Origin of the sequence: Streptomyces sp. NPDC051207 (assembly GCF_040682395.1) — a bacterium.
Lineage (GTDB): Bacteria > Actinomycetota > Actinomycetes > Streptomycetales > Streptomycetaceae > Streptomyces.
The window spans coordinates 78,550-92,705 of record NZ_JBFBAX010000017.1; the positions used below are offsets into that span (position 1 = coordinate 78,550).

Below are 14,156 nucleotides of genomic sequence, written 5' to 3' on the forward strand. Positions count from 1 at the left end.
GACACCGTGACGGACGACCGCAAGCAGGCCGAGGAGCAGCCGAAGACGGCCCTCGAGGAGGTCCTCGCCGAGGTGGAGGACGCCGAGCGCCGCACCGTCGACTCCGACCGGCAGCGGCGCCGCCGGGGTGAGGCCGGGGAGGCCATCACCCCGAACACGGGCGCCCAGGAGCAGTCCTCGGGCGACGACTGAGCGGCCCGGCGGAGTACCACTGCCTCGGCCGGTGCGCCCCGCGCGCGGATGCCGGGGCCCGCTCCGGGTACCCGGAGAGCATGGCGCACCAAAGTGAAGAACCACGACTGCCGACGGCCCGGGGCCCGCTCTCCACGGCCGTCGCGCGGTACCTCCGCGGTGCGGGACCGCTGCCCGCCCCCGAGGAGGCGGCGGACGCGGACCCGTACGGCGACGACCTCCAGCTCGCCCTCTACCTGTGCTACGAGCTGCACTACCGCGGTTTCGCGGGCGTGCCCGCCGGCCTCGAATGGGACCCGGACCTGCTGCGCACCCGGGCCGCGCTGGAGGACCGCTTCCTGACCGCCCTGCGCGCGGACACGCCGGTCCACGACAGCGTGGCGGACGCGATCGCGGACCTCCTGGTCGAGCCCGTGGACGGCACCGGCGTCTCGTACTTCCTGCGCGACAAGGGCGAGCTGTGGCACCTGCGGGAGTACGCGGCGCTGCGCTCCCTGTACCACCTCAAGGAGGCCGACCCGCACGCCTGGGTGCTGCCGCGCCTGTCGGGCCGGGCCAAGGCGGCGATGGCGGCGGTGGAGTTCGACGAGTTCGGCGGCGGCCGGGCCGACCGGGTGCACGCCCAGCTGTTCGCGGACCTCATGACCGACCTCGGCCTGGACACCACGTACGGGCGTCATCTCGACGCGGCGAACGCCGAGATGCTGGTCACCGTGAACATGATGTCCCTGTTCGGCCTGCACCGGGAGCTGCGCGGCGCGCTCGTCGGGCACTTCGCGGCCGTCGAGATCACCTCGTCGCCGGGTTCCCGGCGGCTGGCCGAGGCGATGCGCCGCACGGGTGCGGGCCCGGCCGCCGAGCACTTCTACGACGAGCACGTGGAGGCCGACGCCGTGCACGAGCAGGTGGTGCGGCACGAGGTCATCGGCGGTCTGCTGGAGCAGGAGCCGCACCTCGCCGCGGACGTGGCTTTCGGCATCGACGCCACGGGCCACGTCGAGGACCGTTTCGGCGCCCGGCTGCTGGCGGACTGGCAGGCCGGCCGCTCGGCGCTCCGTACGCCACTCCAGGAACCCGTCGCGTCGTGAACCTCTCATATCTCCTGGACCCCGGGGTACCCGGGGCGATGTGAATCCACTGGTACTACCGGGCGTGTACGCCCCTCAGGACGACACCCGGTTGCTGACCGGGGCCCTCTACGACGAGCCGGTCCCGCCCGGTGCCGACGTCCTCGACGTCGGCACCGGAAGCGGCGCGCTGGCCCTGGCCGCCGCGCGGCGCGGGCTGCGGGTGACCGCCGTGGACGCGTCGCGGCGCGCGGTGTGCGCCGCCCGCGTCAACGCCCTGCTGGCCGGAGTGCGGCTCCGGGTCCGGCACGGGCACCTGTTCGAGCCGGTGCGGGGCGAGACCTTCGACCTCGTGCTGGCGAACCCGCCGTACGTGCCGGCGCCCGGTGACGGCCCGCGCGGCGCGGCCCGGGCCTGGGACGCGGGCCGCGACGGGCGGCTCGTCCTCGACGAGATCTGCCGGGAGGCGCCCGCGATGCTGCGCCCCGGCGGTGTGCTGCTGCTCGTGCAGTCCTCGCTCAGCGCACCCGACCGGACGCTCGGGCAACTGCGCGCCGCGGGGCTCAAGGCCGCCGTGACCCGGCGGCGCCGGGTGGAGTTCGGCCCGGTGCTGCGCGGCCGGGAACGCTGGCTGCGGGAGCAGGGTCTGCTCGACGCGACCGAGAACAAGGAAGAGCTGGTGGTGGTCCGTGCCGAACTCCCCGTCTGACCCGCCCCGCAGGATCACCGTCCAGCGCCGGGGGCCGTTGCTCGTGGAGGGCCCGGTGGAGGTGGAACTGGAGGACGGCACCACCGTGTCCTCCGACCGCTTCCGGGTGGCCCTGTGCACCTGCCGCCGCAGCCGCCGCTACCCGTGGTGCGACACCAGTCACCGGGCCAGGACCCCGGCGAAGGCGAAGGACCGCCCCGACGACTCCCCTCAGGAGCACCGGGACGACTGAAACCCCGGCTCCCGGTGTGAGCCCCGGCCCCTCGACGCGAGGCCCGGCCCCCGGTGCGGGGCCGGGCCTCGGCACATGTACGCCGGGGCGGGCGCCGCCGTCCCCACAACGGTGGCGTCCCGCCCCGGCACGACCGGTGGACCCTCGGGCGGCCCCACTCCGCCCGCCGGTCCCCCGGTACGGGATCACCGGCCCGCGCACGGCGACTCGCGCTCCCCAGCCACGAGTCCCTCATGTGCGCCTGGACCGCGCGATCCCGGTCCCTCAGAACGCGAAGAGGCTCGTGGCGGCGCTCTTCACGCACTCGTTGGAGAAGGTGCGCTCGTAGGAGACCCGGCGGCCCTCCCACACGCCGTCGACCGTGACGACGACGGGTTCGTACTCCCGCGTGCACAGCGCATCGCTGCTCTCGACCGCGAGGGCGCTGACGTCGCCGTCCGCCTGGCGCAGCTCGGCGCAGGCCTCCCGCGCGGCGGGATGCGTGCCGGCGGGGCGCGGGGTGCAGCTCAAGGTGACCGCACGTTCCGGGGTGGCGGTGGCCGGGTTCTCGCCGTGGCCCGCGGTCAGGACCAGGGCCGACGGGGCGTAGAGCGAGGCGGGCGCGGTGTTCGGGGCGGCGAGACCGGCCCCGGCGAGGGGTCCGCAGACGGCGGTGGCCGTCAGACCCAGAATCGTCGCCCAGCGCGCGGTGTTCCGCATTGTGTGCTTCCTTCCGCTCGATTACGAGGAGTGCCGGACCGTGCCCGTTGGGTGTCGGACCGACGAGCGCGAGTCTGCCGAGTCCGTCGGTGAAACACACATCGACCCCATGCGTTTCAGTAACCTTGCGTATTGAATCAGTGGCGCGAAGTTACGGAGTTCGAACGTTCCAGCCCTTCTACAGCGCCCATCCTGATCGCCTGAAGCAGCCAACTGGCGCATTTTGTTCGTTCTCGAATAGGCCTGAAACATCCCGATGGGGACCGGTCCGGCACCCGCGCCGGACCCCACGGGCCGGGTCACGCTCCGTTACCCGTGGGTATCGTCTGGGGCGGCGCGTTCTCAGCGACGAGAGACGGGACTTCTTCTCATGGGCAGGGCCTGGGCGGACTTCCAGTACGAGATCTACCTCAACGGCATGACGGGTGCGGTGCCCCGGCTGCCCACCGATCTGACCCGGCTGGAGGAACTCACCGAGCAGCGCCTCGGCCCCGGCCCCGTCGGCTACGTGGCGGGCAGCGCGGGCGACGGCAGCACGGCCCGCGCCAACCGGGCGGCGCTCGCCCGGCGCCGGATCGTGCCGCGCATGCTGCGCGACGTGCACGACCGCGACCTGTCGGTGGAGGTGCTCGGCCGCGCCCTGCCCGCCCCGCTGGCGCTGGCCCCGGTCGGCGTGCTGTCGATCATGCATCCGGACGCCGAGCCGGCCGCCGCGCGGGCCGCCGCCGCGCACGGCGTGCCGTTCGTCCTGTCGTCCGCGTCCAGCACCCCCATGGAGGAGGTCGCCGGGGCGATGGGCGACGGCGAGCGCTGGTTCCAGCTGTACTGGCCGAAGGACCGCGAGGTCGCCCGGAGCTTCCTGAACCGCGCGCGCCGGTCCGGGTGCAGCGCGCTCGTCGTCACGCTGGACACTCCCCTGCTGTCCTGGCGCCCGCGCGACCTCGACCAGGCGTATCTGCCGTTCCTGCACGGGGTGGGCACCGCCAACTACTTCTCCGACCCGGCGTTCCGGGCGGGCCTGGCCAAGCCGGTGCACGAGGACCCGAACGCGGCCGTGATGCACTTCGTCGGCATGTTCGCCGACCCTGCCAAGACGTGGCCCGACCTCGCCTTCCTGAGGGAGAACTGGGACGGCCCGATCGTCCTGAAGGGCGTGCTGCACCCCGACGACGCCCGGCTGGCCGCCGACGCCGGGATGGACGGCGTGATCGTGTCCAACCACGGCGGCCGTCAGGTGGCCGGGGCCGTGGCGGCGGCCGACGCGCTGCCCGGGGTGGTCGAGGCGGTCGGCGACCGGCTCACCGTGCTGTTCGACAGCGGTGTCCGTACCGGCGACGACGTGTTCAAGGCGCTGGCGCTCGGCGCGCGGGCGGTCCTCGTCGGACGGCCGTACGTGTACGGGCTCGGGCTGGACGGCCAGGCGGGCGTCGAGCACGTGATCCGCTGCCTGCTCGCCGAGCTGGACCTCACCCTCGCCCTGTCGGGACACGCCACACCGGCCACGCTCACCGCGGCCGACCTGGTCACGGACCCCGCCTGACGCCCGCGCCGGCTTCCGGTCCGCCTAGCGCCTGTCGTTTGGATCACCCCGGCGTCGCGGGGTCTGGTGCGCACATCTGCGGCGTTGTCGTCACTCGCCGACTCCCCCACGCTCGGCTTCACTCGCGCGGGAGGGACCCCCATCGCGTCGACTCCCTCCTCCGCCTAGCAGTTGCACGCACCAGACCCCGCTCGGATCGGCCCGGAGGCACAGCGCGTCACGGCCAGGCTGATCCCAACGACAGGCCCCAGCGCCCGCCGCTCGCCCCGGCCGCGCGGGCGGCCGGGGCGTCCGTGTCCGCGGCGGACAGGGAGCCCTCGGCCACCGGGACGGGATCGGTGCGCCAGCGCTGGGCGCCGGAGCCGTCCCGCACTGCGACGACGATGTCGGCGTTCGCGTCGGGCGTGGTGACGGCCAGGGCCAGCTGCTTCTCCCAGCGCGGCAGCAGCTCGCCCCGCACGGTGAGGTCGTAGCGGACGTCATCGGCTCGCCGGTCGTGCCGTTCGGTGCAGGTGCCGAGGACGACGATCCCGGCGTCGGCACGGGAGTCCAGGCACAGCCCGGGGTCGGCGGCGCTGCGCAGCAGGCCCTCCTCGTACGTCCACTGCTGGGTCCACGCCGGTGAGCAGGCCGCCAGGCCGACGCCCGCCCCGGCCTCCGCCGGGCCACGCACGTCGAGGCACAGGCCGGCGGCGACGCTGCGCAGCCGTGTCCGCCCGGGCGCCGTGGGCAGCCCGGCCGAGTCGGGCGGGGCGGGCGAGGCGGCCCCGGGTGCCCTGGCGGCGCCGGTGGAGGGCGCCGCGCCGGTGTCGCCGCCGTAGGACCAGACGTTGGCGATCAGGACGGTGGCCAGCACAGCGGCCGAGACCGTTCCGAGACCGGAGAGCAGTGTGCGCGGGGAGCGCGGGAGGGGCGGCGTCCAGCGGCCCGGGGCGGCCCGTCCGGTGAGCGTCCGGCGGCTGCGTCGCGCGGCGCCCCGCGCGCGACGGGATGCCGTCCGGGCGGGCCGCGAGTCGAGGTAGCGCCGCGCGCCCCAGCCGAGCACGGCTTCGGCGAGCAGGAGGCCCACGCCGCTTTCGCACCGGCTGAGTTGTTCGGCGGCGAAGCGGCAGTGGCGGCACTCGGCGAGATGCTCGCGGACGTCCGGCAGCAGGTCACCGCCGCGCCGGATCGGCACGTCGAGGAGCCGGTTGTGAAGGCGGCAGTCCCTGGTCGGCGCGAGTTCCCGATGGGCGCGGACACAGCCCTCCCGGAACTTCTCCCGGGCCTGTTCGAGTACGGCCGACGCGGTGCCGGTGTCCATGCCCAGCAGGCCAGCCGGCACGGACAGGGGCTCGGCCTCGACCTCGGTGTGCCACAGCACACAGCGCGCGGCGGCCGGAAGGGACTGGAACGACCGTTCGGCCAGTGCCCGGTTGTCCGGCGTCAGCGACTTCGCCGTGTGCATGCCGCGACCGCCGGCGGGTTTCCGCAAGGGGGGCAGGACGCCGGACAGGCGGTCGTCGGCGGCCCATGCGCGGACCGTCTCCCGCACGGCCACCAGGAGCCGGGGGCGCAGCGCGGCCGGCTCCGCGCCGGGGGCGGTCCCGTCCAGGGCCCGGCGGAACGCGGCGGCGGTGACCATGGCGGCGACGGGCGACGGTGAGGCCAGGCAGATCACGGCGTAGTCGTGCGCCGACTGCCAGTGCCGCGCCATCAGCAGGGCGGCGGCCCGGTCGGACTCGTCCTCCAGGCGGCCCTTCCGCCGGGCGGCGAGCACCTCGTCGGACTGCGCGGGATGGCCGCCGGGCGCCGGACGAGGCGGACGAGGGGGGTGGAGGGCTGGCACTGAGCTGTTTCCTTCCCGCGCGTGACACAGAAGTTCAGCTCGCCGAAAGGACGCCGGAGCCGGCCTTCTGGGCGACGAAGCGGGAGGCGCGTGCACCGACGGCGCGTCGTACCGGGGCCGGCCCCGGTACGACGGCCGGCCTTCCCCCCGCACGGGGGCTTCACTCTGGCACAGCCCACTCGGGCCCAACAAGACACTCCGGGCACCCGCGGCCGGCGCCGGATCCGTCAGATCTGCCAGGACCGCAGCCGGTCGGCCGCGCCGTAGATGTCGGCCTTGCCGGACATCAGATCGCGGGCGAGGTCGACGAGGGCGCCGTAGGGCGGGTCGATGCCGGCGCCGCTGACGAACATGTAGGCCACCGCGGTCGCGCAGGCGAAGCGGGCGTTGGCCGACGGCAGCGGCTTCAGCAGAGCGAGGGTGTGCAGCAGCGCGGCGGCCCGCCAGGCCGGGTCGGAGTCCACGCCGAGCCGGGGCGGGTCGACACGGTGCCGGGCCACGGCGGCGACCAGCGCGGAGAAGTCGTTGATCGTGGGCTGGTCGGGCAGCACCTCCTCGTGACGCTGGAGGAGCCAGGGCACGTCGATGTGGACGACCGGTGCCATCGGTCAGGCGCCCCGCCCCGCGCGCCTGGCGGCGGCCGGTTCGTCGTCCGGGAAGGCGGCGGCGAACTCGTCGGCGTGGGCCGCGAAGAAGCGGCGGAACGCCTGCGCGCCTTCCTGCAGCGCCCGGTGCCGCGCTATGTCGGCCGCGGCGGCCTCCCGTACGAGGGCCTTCATCGACGTACCGCGTTCCTTGGCGATCTGCCGCAGGTCCTCTAGCTCGCGGTCGCTGAACTCCACGTTGAGAGCTGGCATGCCCTCACGGTACCGCTCGGGTACTGTTCCGTAAATACCCGCAGGTCAGCGCATCGATCGGACGGTACCACCGGACGGCATACAGCCCTGGGCGACTGCCGCCCCGCGGGTCGCGGGGCGGCAGCCGCCCGGTGGTGGTGCGATGGGAAGCGCTAGCTCTGGCCGGCCACGAAGGCGGCGACGCGGGCGAGCGCGGCGTTCCAGTTGATGGTGTGCTCGTTGGTCGACCAGGACTGGATGTCGTCGATGAAGCAGAACTGGCCGACGCAGCCCTGGAGTTTGCTCTGCGCGAACGGGTCCTGGATGCTCGAGTTCGGACCGCCGGAGAGCGTGCCGTCGGGCGGGCTCGGCAGGTTCGGGTCGAGCTGCTTGGCGTACCAGCGGCTGTGCTGGTTGTGCGCGTTGACCTCGCCGTAGCCGGTGACGTACGACATGTTCAGCGCGTTGCGGCCGAGGATGTAGTCCATGCTCTGCACGGCCCCGTCGCGGTACTTGGCGCTGCCGGTGATGTCGTAGGCGGTGGCGAGGACGACCGCGTTGTTCAGCACCTGGTGGCTGGAACCCCAGTCGTACTTGTTGCCCTCGGGCGCGTACGGCAGGCCGTACGGGTGGGCCTTGAGCGTCGCCAGGTAGCGGTCGGCGCCCCGGACCACGGACTGGCGGACCTTGTCCCGGCCGGGCAGCCGGTTGGGCACCAGCGCCAGGTCGAGGCGTCCGGCGGCGGCGGTCCGTGCCCAGTCGAAGCCGGTCGGGCCGAAGATGTCGGCCGTGTGGACCGGCGACTTCAGCACGTGGTCCTGGAACTTCTGCTCACCCGTGGTCAGGTACAGCTGGGCGGCCGCCCAGTAGAACTCGTCGGACACGTCGGAGTCGGCGTAGGTGCCGCCGCCGATCCCGTCGGACTCGGACGCCAGCACGTCCGGGTGGGCGAGGGCCGCCTCCCACGCCTTGCGGGCCGCGGCGAGCGCGGTCGCCGCGAACTGCCGGTCGTAGGGCCGGTACACGCGGGCCGCCTGGGCCGCGGTCGCCGCCAGGTTCAGCGTGGCCGCGGTGGTCGGCGGGTGCAGTTCCCGCTTCTGCGGGTCGTCGCTCGGCATCAGCGGCAGGCCCGTCCACTGCTCGTCGTGGATCTTGTGGTGGGCCATGCCCGCCAGCGGCTTGCCGTCCGGCACCTGCATCTTCAGCAGGAACTCCAGCTCCCAGCGGACCTCGTCCAGGATGTCCGGGACCCTGTTGCCGCTCTCCGGGATGCGCAGCGAGCCGTCGCCGAGCTTCTCCACCTCGCCGGTGCGCGCGTACATCTCCCGCTCGTAGGTGCTCAGCAGCTCCCACGTCGAGATGCCGCCGTTGACGACGTACTTGCCGTGGTCGCCCGCGTCGTACCAGCCGCCGGTGACGTCGAGGGTGTAGTCGCACACGCCCGGCTGGCAGGGCACCTTGCCGTCGCCCTGGTTGGGCGCCACGTCGACGTGCCCGGCGGCGCGGCCGTACCCGGGCCGCAGGTCGTCGCGTATGGCGACGCCGCTGCGCTGCGTGTAGTAGTACTTCGCGGCGTCCAGGCGCAGCTTGTCGTACGCGCCGGTGCCGATGTCGAACGGCCGGCTGGTCTGGCCGTCGGCGGTCAGGGTGAGGCCCCGGCCCGCCGTGCGGTAGGCGCCGAAGTCGATCGAGTGGACGTTCTGCCCGGAGGAGCCGTCCTCGCCGCGCGGCACGGTCGAGCCGCGCGCCACGACCGTGCCGCCGGCGCTCTTGAGCTGCCAGGGCAGGCTCTCGGTGGCGTCGGTGACCAAGGTGGCGTTCTTCGGGCCGCTCGGCAGGTAGGCGACCTGGTTGACCCGGACCCGCGGCCCGGTGTCCGGCTTGTACACCTCCGGCGGCACGCCGCCCAGCAGGGACACGTCGTCCATGCAGAAGCGCCACGCGTCCGCGCCGCCACCGACCTGGAAGCCGACCTGCGCCTGGGCGGTGTCGACGGGCGAGGTGAAGGTGTACGTGTACGAGTTCCCGGAGACGCTCAGCTGCGGGCTGACCTCGTAGTACGTGTCGTAGGGCGCCACCGACAGGCCGACGACCGCCCGCACCGTGTGGCCCTCGGGCGAGCCGGTCGCGCTGAAGCTGAAGCGGTACGACTCGCCCTTGACGAGGGTGATGTCGTTCTGGCCGACGGCGGCGTCCCAGCGGTTGGTGGTGCCGCCGGGGACGTCGGCGCAGAGCCGGCCGTCGGACAGGCCCGCGGTCAGGTTGCTGGTGGTCCACCAGGGGGCGGTCGTGGTGTCGAAGGTGCCGTTCTTGACCTGCTCGACCTCGTCGGCCCCGGCCGGCCCGGCGGGCAGCGCGGTGAGCGCGGTCGCCAGCAGGGCCGTCAGGGACAACAGGGCGGTTCTGCGTTTGTTCACGTCTGGGCTCCTCATCGGAGGTGCGGGGATGCGCTCGCCGTGGGAGCGCTCCCAGCGGCAGTCGGAGGCCATAGTTGTGGCAGGTGTGACCCACGTCAACGGTCAGGACCGGACTGACTTTTTTCTCCACTCCGTCGGGACCGCCCGGCGCGGCGCCCCCGACGGCGAACGGCGGCGGCCCGCGAAGAACGTTCCGGCCCCCTCTCGGCACACGTTCCGGCGACCTTCGCACATCGTTCCGGCGCCCCCTCGAAAAGCGTCTCGGTGACTCCTCGAAGCGTTTCGGAAAGCCCCGCTTTCCCGGTCCGGGGCCGCCCCCCGGGGTTGCCCCGGCGGCGCTCGTCCGGAGCCGCGCGGGGCGTCCACGCACTAGGCTGGCACCCAGGTGACGCCGCCTGTTCACTGTGAGTGTCCGCGATGGAGTGGCGACGATGAGTCCGGTCAACCCGTTCGACGATGCCGACGCGGCACGGGCCGTCGCCGACGCGACCGGCACCCTGCGGGAGTGGAACGAGGGCGCCCGCCTGCTGCTCGGCCATCCGGCCGCCGACGTGGTCGGACGCCCCGCCGCCGACCTGCTCGCCGACGGCGCGGCACCCGCACCGCCCGGCCCCGGCCAGGCCCGCTGGAACGGCACCCTGGTGCTGCGGCACCGCGACGGCCACAGCGTGCCCGTGTGGGTCCTGGCGCACCACCGCATCCCGGAGGACGGCGGTCCGGGACACTGGTTCGCGGTCGCCCCGCTGCCCGACGCGAGCCCCGGACGGGGGGACGATCCGCTGGTCAGAGCGGCCCTCACGCAGTCGCCGTGCGCCACGATGATCTACGACGAGCGGCTGCGGCTGCGCGGCGCCAATGACGCCATGACGGAACTGATCGGCCTGCCCGCCGCCCGCATCCGGGGCCTGCGCGCCACCGACATCAACGACCGGCCGCAGAGCGTCGAACTCGAACGCCACATGCGCCAGGTGCTCGCCACCGGCCGCCGCTACGACATGCACACGCATCTCAAGGCCGGCTCGGAGAGGCGCGCGCACGCCTGGCTGGCCCGGATCGCACCCCTCACCGACGCCGGGGGCCGGGTGCGGGGCGTGTGCGTGACCGCGCACGACTTCACCGAGCAGTTCCGCGCCCGGGAGCGGCTCCAACTCGTCAACGAGGCGAGCGTCCGGATCGGCACCACCCTGGACGTGGCCCGCACCGCCCGGGAGCTGGCGGGCGTGTGCGTGCCCGCGCTGGCCGACTCCGTCAGCGTCGACCTGCTCGACACGCCGGACGGCGCCGAGCCCGCCGGTCCGCTGACGGCGCCGGTCCGGCTGCGCCGGACGGCCCACCGGTCGGTCGACCCGGACGGCCCCGACGCGCTGTCCGAGCCGGGGCAGGTGAACGTCTGTCCGGCCGGCTCCCCGCAGGCCGACTCCCTCACCGGGGGCCGTACGGTCGTGGCTGCCGTGCCGTCCGGGGACCTCGGCCCGTGGCCGGCCCGGGACGCGGAACGGCCGGAGGGGTTCCGGCAGCGGGGCGTCCACTCGACGATGTCGGTGCCGCTCCAGGCGCGCGGCGCGACCCTCGGTGTCGCCGTCTTCACCCGCCACCGCCGCCCCGATCCGTTCACCGGCGACGACGTCCTCCTCGCCGAGGAGGTCACGGCGCGCGCCGCCGTCTGCATCGACAACGCCCGCCGCTACTCCCGCGAGCGCGAGACGACCCTCACCCTCCAGCGCAGCCTGCTGCCCCGGTGGCTGCCGCGCACCGTCGCCGTGCAGGCGGCGTCCCGCTATCTGCCGGCCGCGCGCGCCGAGGTGGGCGGCGACTGGTTCGACGTGATCCCGCTGTCCGGGCTGCGGGTCGCCATGGTCGTCGGCGACGTGGTCGGTCACGGCATCCAGGCCTCGGCCACCATGGGCCGGCTGCGGACCGCCGTGCGTACGCTCGCCGACATCGACCTGGCCCCGGACGAGCTGCTCACCCACCTCGACGACCTGGTCGTCAGGCTGTCCGCGGAGTCCGGCGGCGACGACAGCACCGGCGAGGTCGGCGCGACCTGCCTGTACGCGGTGTACGACCCGGTGTCGCGGCGCTGCACGATGGCCCGGGCCGGGCACCCGGCGCCGATCCTGATCCCGCCGGACGGGTCGCCCCGGCCGGTCGACCTGCCCGCCGGTCCCCCGCTCGGCCTGGGCGGGCTGCCGTTCGAGTCGGCGGTACTGAGCCTGCGCGAGGGCAGCGTGCTGGCGTTCTACACCGACGGGCTGCTCGAGCACCGCGACCGGGACGCCGACGCCGGCCGGGACGTCCTGTGCGCGTCCCTGGCGTCGCCCTCCGGCTCCCTGGAGGAGGCGTGCGACCGGGTGCTGCACGCCCTTCTCCCGGCGGGCGGCGCCGCCGACGACGTGGCGCTGCTGCTGGCCCGCACCCGGGGCCTGCCCGCCTCGCAGGTCGCCACGTGGGACATTCCCGCCGACCCGTCGCTGGTCGCGCCCGTGCGCAAGCAGGTCCTCGACCAGCTCGCCGTCTGGCAGCTGGACGGGGCGTCGTTCACCACGGAACTCGTCGTGAGCGAACTGGTCACCAACGCGATCCGGTACGGCGCCCCGCCGATCCGGCTGCGGCTGATCCACGACGCGACGACGCTGATCTGCGAGGTGTCCGACACCAGCCCGACGGCGCCGCACCTGCGCCGCGCCAAGACGTGGGACGAGGGCGGCCGCGGGCTGCTGCTGGTCGCGCAGCTCACCCAGCGCTGGGGCAGCAGGCACACCCCGGAGGGCAAGACGATCTGGGCGGAGCTGAGCCTGTTCGACGACGTGTGAGCGCCAACTTCCGCTTGCCGGGAACCCGTCGGGCGTCGATCCCGTCATACGGGGGACACTCGGCGTAAGGGAACCTCCAGGAATGGAGAACCATGGCGAACACGTCCTCGTCCGTCTCCCGGGCCGCCCTGCTGGCCGGTGCGCTGGCACTGCTGGGTACGCTGACCGCCTGCGGCGGCTCCGACGGCACCACGACAGCGCCCCAGCGCATGCCCGCCGCGAGCGGTACCGACGCGCATCCCACGAACGGCACCCCGTCCAGGACCGCACCGGGCGACACGACCGCCTCGTCGGCGAAGTCGGCGTCCCCGTCCGGGCCCGCGTCCCGGCCCACGTCCAAGTCCGCGCCCGGGGCCGCTGACAGCGCCGGCAGAAGCCGCTGCCACACCAGTGAGCTGCGCGCCTCCGTCGGCCGCGTCGAACCGGGCGCCGGGCAGCGCAACTTCCCGATCGTCCTGACGAACACCTCGTCCCGCACGTGCACGGTGTACGGCTATCCGGGCGCCGCGTTCGTGGACGCCGACGGCAGGCAGCTCGGGCCCGACCCGAAGCGCAGCCCCGGCTTCAGGCCCACGACCGTGACGCTGGCCCCGGGCGGCACCGCCTGGGCGGGGCTGTCCTTCGCCTCGCCGGAGACCAGCGGCGCGCGGACGGCCACACCGGCGGCGCTGCTGGTGACACCGCCGGACGAGCGGACCTCCCTGAAGGTGCCGTGGACGGCCGGTGCGGTGCCGGTGGGCGGCAACTCGTCGTCGGTGTTCCTCACGGTGTTCGGCGCGGGCAGCGGGGCCTGACGCTGCCGCGTGGGAGGACAGGGCTGCCGGGCGCGTCGGTCCGTCCGGAGGCGGGTCCCCGTGCCCGCGCACCGGTCCGTCCGACGTGGCATCAGTTCCCCGGCGCCGCCGCTCCCCCGGCCCCGTACTCCGCGCGGTAGGCGCCCGGCGGCGTGCCGTAGCGCTCGCGGAAGACGCGGTGGAAGTGGAACGGGCTGGCGAAGCCCGACGCGGCGGCGACGCGGTCCACGGACAGGTCGGTGCTCTCCAGCAGCCGGGCGGCGTGCCGCAGCCGGGCCTCACGCAGCGCCCGCATCGGTGACCGGCCGAGCTGCTCGGTGAACAGGTGCGCGAACCGGGACGGCGACAGTGCCACGCCCGCGGCGAGTGAGCGCACGGTGTGCGGGGCGCCCGGGTCGGCGGCGATGAGCGCCTCGGCCCGGCGGATCCGGGCGTCGACGCCGGGCCCCGCTCCCGGGTTTCCGGTGTTCGCGGCGGTGAGCAGGACGGCCTCCTCCAGCGCGCACAGGGCGAGTTCACGGGCGGCGCTGCCGTGGGCGACCGCGACCCGGTCGTCCTCGGCGGTGCCGACGGGCGGTGTCCCGGTTCCGGTCCAGCGGGCGGCGGCCCGCATCCGGCGGAACGCCGCCTCGACGGGGCCGTGCAGGGCGGCGGGCGCCGGGCCGACGACGTACATGCCGTCGCCGGTGCCGTACGGGCGCAGCCAGGGCGACCAGGAGGGCCTGGCCTGGCAGTGCGCCCACCAGAACCGCCAGTGCGGGGCGCCGGGCGCGACGCCGTAGCCGTGCGGGGTGCCGGGGGCGAGGACGACCAGGTGGCCGGGGCCCGCCAGGACGCCGGACGTGCCCTGGCGCAGCCGGCCGTGGCCGCCGGTCGTCCAGGTGAACAGCCAGCTGTCGGCGCCGCGCGGCCGGCTGACGCGGTAGCCGGCCCGCTGGTCGAACCGGCCGACGACCACCAGGCCCGGTGGCGGGGCGGGGTCGCCCGCCGCAGCAGTCGCGGGCAGTCCGTCAGCACGCACGGGCATCC

General features: G+C 74.5%; 13 protein-coding genes. 7 read left to right on the forward strand and 6 right to left on the reverse strand.

Going from position 1 to position 14,156, the window contains the following annotated elements; all coding sequences use genetic code 11:
• The first annotated feature begins 6 nt into the window (after window positions 1-6).
• The 4 genes from AB0M97_RS18410 (at window position 7) to AB0M97_RS18425 (ending at window position 2,200) form a co-directional block, all read left to right on the forward strand.
• Window positions 7-192 carry a hypothetical protein gene (locus tag AB0M97_RS18410; protein WP_365961913.1) on the forward strand — a complete coding sequence of 62 codons (186 nt, stop codon included), beginning with the start codon at window positions 7-9 and terminating at the stop codon, window positions 190-192.
• 80 nt (window positions 193-272) lie between these two features.
• A complete protein-coding gene (locus AB0M97_RS18415; protein WP_365961914.1) occupies window positions 273-1,280 on the forward strand; it encodes an iron-containing redox enzyme family protein in 1,008 nt (335 codons plus the stop codon).
• Window positions 1,281-1,344: 64 nt separating this feature from the next.
• Window positions 1,345-1,968 carry a HemK2/MTQ2 family protein methyltransferase gene (locus tag AB0M97_RS18420; protein ID WP_365961915.1) on the forward strand — a complete coding sequence of 208 codons (624 nt, stop codon included), beginning with the start codon at window positions 1,345-1,347 and terminating at the stop codon, window positions 1,966-1,968.
• Window positions 1,949-2,200 carry a CDGSH iron-sulfur domain-containing protein gene (locus tag AB0M97_RS18425; RefSeq protein ID WP_365961916.1) on the forward strand — a complete coding sequence of 84 codons (252 nt, stop codon included), beginning with the start codon at window positions 1,949-1,951 and terminating at the stop codon, window positions 2,198-2,200. The genes AB0M97_RS18420 and AB0M97_RS18425 overlap by 20 nt, the downstream gene beginning before the upstream one ends.
• Before the next feature lie 264 nt (window positions 2,201-2,464).
• Here the strand turns inward: AB0M97_RS18425 and AB0M97_RS18430 are convergent, their stop codons facing one another.
• On the reverse strand, window positions 2,465-2,899 hold the full coding sequence (locus tag AB0M97_RS18430) for a subtilase-type protease inhibitor (RefSeq protein ID WP_365961917.1): 435 nt from the start codon (window positions 2,897-2,899) through the stop codon (window positions 2,465-2,467).
• Window positions 2,900-3,269: 370 nt separating this feature from the next.
• Here AB0M97_RS18430 and AB0M97_RS18435 point away from each other — a divergent pair, with 370 nt between their 5' ends.
• Window positions 3,270-4,439, forward strand: coding sequence for an alpha-hydroxy-acid oxidizing protein (locus AB0M97_RS18435; RefSeq protein ID WP_365961918.1), 1,170 nt, complete (start codon window positions 3,270-3,272; stop codon window positions 4,437-4,439).
• 217 nt (window positions 4,440-4,656) lie between these two features.
• Here AB0M97_RS18435 and AB0M97_RS18440 read toward each other — a convergent pair whose 3' ends face one another.
• The 4 genes from AB0M97_RS18440 to AB0M97_RS18455 all read right to left on the reverse strand — a co-directional run bounded on the left by AB0M97_RS18440 (window position 4,657) and on the right by AB0M97_RS18455 (window position 9,520).
• On the reverse strand, window positions 4,657-6,267 hold the full coding sequence (locus tag AB0M97_RS18440; RefSeq protein WP_365961919.1) for an RICIN domain-containing protein: 1,611 nt from the start codon (window positions 6,265-6,267) through the stop codon (window positions 4,657-4,659).
• A 227-nt stretch (window positions 6,268-6,494) separates the two neighbouring features.
• Window positions 6,495-6,872 (reverse strand): toxin Doc, encoded by a 378-nt coding sequence (locus tag AB0M97_RS18445; RefSeq protein WP_365961920.1) that lies wholly within the window; start codon window positions 6,870-6,872, stop codon window positions 6,495-6,497.
• Window positions 6,873-6,875: 3 nt separating this feature from the next.
• The gene (locus AB0M97_RS18450) at window positions 6,876-7,124 is read right to left on the reverse strand and encodes a hypothetical protein (RefSeq protein ID WP_365961921.1); all 249 of its coding nucleotides are present in this window, start codon (window positions 7,122-7,124) and stop codon (window positions 6,876-6,878) included.
• A gap of 152 nt (window positions 7,125-7,276) precedes the next feature.
• On the reverse strand, window positions 7,277-9,520 hold the full coding sequence (locus AB0M97_RS18455; RefSeq protein ID WP_365961922.1) for a glycoside hydrolase family 9 protein: 2,244 nt from the start codon (window positions 9,518-9,520) through the stop codon (window positions 7,277-7,279).
• 431 nt (window positions 9,521-9,951) lie between these two features.
• Here AB0M97_RS18455 and AB0M97_RS18460 point away from each other — a divergent pair, with 431 nt between their 5' ends.
• Both AB0M97_RS18460 and AB0M97_RS18465 read left to right on the forward strand, forming a co-directional pair.
• Window positions 9,952-12,333 carry a SpoIIE family protein phosphatase gene (locus AB0M97_RS18460; protein WP_365961923.1) on the forward strand — a complete coding sequence of 794 codons (2,382 nt, stop codon included), beginning with the start codon at window positions 9,952-9,954 and terminating at the stop codon, window positions 12,331-12,333.
• 92 nt (window positions 12,334-12,425) lie between these two features.
• Window positions 12,426-13,127 (forward strand): DUF4232 domain-containing protein, encoded by a 702-nt coding sequence (locus tag AB0M97_RS18465; protein ID WP_365961924.1) that lies wholly within the window; start codon window positions 12,426-12,428, stop codon window positions 13,125-13,127.
• A 91-nt stretch (window positions 13,128-13,218) separates the two neighbouring features.
• Here AB0M97_RS18465 and AB0M97_RS18470 read toward each other — a convergent pair whose 3' ends face one another.
• Window positions 13,219-14,154: a helix-turn-helix domain-containing protein gene (locus tag AB0M97_RS18470; protein ID WP_365961925.1), complete on the reverse strand. Its 936-nt coding sequence runs from the start codon at window positions 14,152-14,154 to the stop codon at window positions 13,219-13,221.
• Between the last annotated feature and the right edge of the window lie 2 nt (window positions 14,155-14,156).

Bases quoted from the DNA above. Each gene is read 5' to 3' on its own strand.
- AB0M97_RS18415 (WP_365961914.1), top strand. From the start codon at position 273: ATGGCGCACCAAAGTGAAGAACCACGACTGCCGACGGCCCGGGGCCCG.
- AB0M97_RS18430 (WP_365961917.1), bottom strand. From the start codon at position 2,899: ATGCGGAACACCGCGCGCTGGGCGACGATTCTGGGTCTGACGGCCACC.
- AB0M97_RS18435 (WP_365961918.1), top strand. From the start codon at position 3,270: ATGGGCAGGGCCTGGGCGGACTTCCAGTACGAGATCTACCTCAACGGC.
- AB0M97_RS18445 (WP_365961920.1), bottom strand. From the start codon at position 6,872: ATGGCACCGGTCGTCCACATCGACGTGCCCTGGCTCCTCCAGCGTCAC.
- AB0M97_RS18450 (WP_365961921.1), bottom strand. From the start codon at position 7,124: ATGCCAGCTCTCAACGTGGAGTTCAGCGACCGCGAGCTAGAGGACCTG.
- AB0M97_RS18460 (WP_365961923.1), top strand. From the start codon at position 9,952: ATGAGTCCGGTCAACCCGTTCGACGATGCCGACGCGGCACGGGCCGTC.
- AB0M97_RS18465 (WP_365961924.1), top strand. From the start codon at position 12,426: ATGGCGAACACGTCCTCGTCCGTCTCCCGGGCCGCCCTGCTGGCCGGT.
- AB0M97_RS18470 (WP_365961925.1), bottom strand. From the start codon at position 14,154: ATGCCCGTGCGTGCTGACGGACTGCCCGCGACTGCTGCGGCGGGCGAC.